This is a genomic window from Rhizobium sp. P44RR-XXIV, assembly GCF_001999485.2.
GTDB lineage: Bacteria > Pseudomonadota > Alphaproteobacteria > Rhizobiales > Rhizobiaceae > Rhizobium.
This window is the reverse complement of sequence record NZ_MPVZ02000015.1, coordinates 1-1,530: the sequence shown is the minus strand read 5'-3', so window position 1 is coordinate 1,530 and position 1,530 is coordinate 1. Positions and strand designations below refer to the sequence as shown.

Genomic DNA, 1,530 nt, shown 5'->3' with positions numbered 1-1,530 from the left:
CGCGAGGACCGCACCTTGGAATCAGCACAATGGATCGCCTTGTTCAAGCAAGCCTTTTGCTCAATGGACAAGAAACTTGAGCAGGTTCTGCAGCTAAACAGCTGCCGTGAGCATTGGATACAGGCTGAAATCAGCCTGCACGCCTGGTTCGAAGAAAACATTGAAATATGGACCGATCTACCAATAGGCGGAGGCCGAAAAGCTGATCTTTATGCCCAAGATGAAAGCGGCGCCGACATCATGGTCGCTGAGGTCAAGTGCCTGAGCGACGCATCGCAAGCTAAGTGTTTAGAAGGGGATTGGTCCGTACGAACCGATATCGAAAGGCTTAGCTCCTTTAACACCTCAACCCGTTTATTTGTATCCGCTCCATAAACCCCACCTGCCCATAGCCTGCTGATCATTGGATGCTGAGCTCCCGTTTTCACTGGAGCTCACCACCATGATGCGTCCCGACGCCAAGGTGCAGAAGGTCTACCTCTATCCCAAGCCCGTCGACTTTCGCAAATCCATCAACGGCCTGGCCGCCCTGGTTGAACTGGACATCAAGGTGGAAGTGTTCAACCCGGTGCTGTTCGTGTTCCTCAATCGCACCCGTAGCCAGGTCAAGATCCTCTATTGGGAGCGCAATGGCTTCTGCCTGTGGCTCAAGCGCCTGGAAGCCGAGCGTTTCAAGACCAAGCCCGATGCTGGCGACGAGGCCATCGAACTGACTGTCGATGAGTTGAACTGGCTGCTCGACGGCATCGACCTGTGGCGTAACCGGCCGCACCGGGTACTGACGCCGCGCTTCGTGGCCTGAGCCGGTATAATCCGCGCCATGAAATCTGGCGCCGACAACCTTCCCGACGATCCCATCCTGCTCAAGGCGTTGGTTCTGCAATTACAGGAACAGGTCGCCCTGCTGCGCCACAAACTGTTCTCACCCAAATCCGAGCGCAGCCCCGAAGACGCCGACTCGCCGCAACTGGCCATGTTCAACGAGGCCGAAGAGCTGATCGAAGAGCCGGCCGCCGCGCCAAGCGAAGCCGAAGAGGTTGTTGCCCCGGTGAAGCGCCGCGGCAAGCGCAAGCCGCTGCCGGCCAATCTGCCGCGCGGTGGAGATCATCCACGAACTGCCTGAGCACGAGCGCACCTGTGCCTGCGGCGCCTGTAAGCAGGTGATCGGCGAAGAGACCAGCGAGCAGTTGGAGATCATCCCGATGCAGGTACGGGTGATCCGCCATATCCGCAAAACCTATGCCTGCAAGGCCTGCGAAGCCGCCCCGGTCACCGCTGACAAACCGGCGCAATTGATCGAGAAAAGCATGGCCAGTCCTAGCGTGCTGGCCATGCTGCTGACCACCAAGTACGCCGACGGCATCCCGCTGTACCGCTTCGAGAAGATGCTCGACCGCCATGGCATCGACATCCCGCGCCAGACCCTGGCGCGCTGGGTGATCCAGTGCGGCGTGCAGCTACAACCGCTGCTCAACCTGTTGCGCGACCAGTTGCTCGGCTACCCGGTACTGCACTGCGACGAAACCCGCC

General features: G+C 59.0%; 2 protein-coding genes and 1 pseudogene. All 3 read left to right on the top strand.

Annotation, left to right across the window (positions count from 1 at the left end; all coding sequences use genetic code 11):
* Positions 1 to 375, top strand: a 375-nt coding sequence (locus tag BSK43_RS00135; protein WP_205910572.1) for a hypothetical protein, incomplete at its 5' end; no start/stop codon positions are given.
* Positions 376 to 442: 67 nt separating this feature from the next.
* The gene (gene tnpB, locus BSK43_RS00130; protein WP_077473005.1) at positions 443 to 802 is read left to right on the top strand and encodes an IS66 family insertion sequence element accessory protein TnpB; all 360 of its coding nucleotides are present in this window, start codon (positions 443 to 445) and stop codon (positions 800 to 802) included.
* 18 nt (positions 803 to 820) lie between these two features.
* Positions 821 to 1,530 (top strand): annotated as a pseudogene (locus BSK43_RS00125) (transposase); the annotation flags it as partial.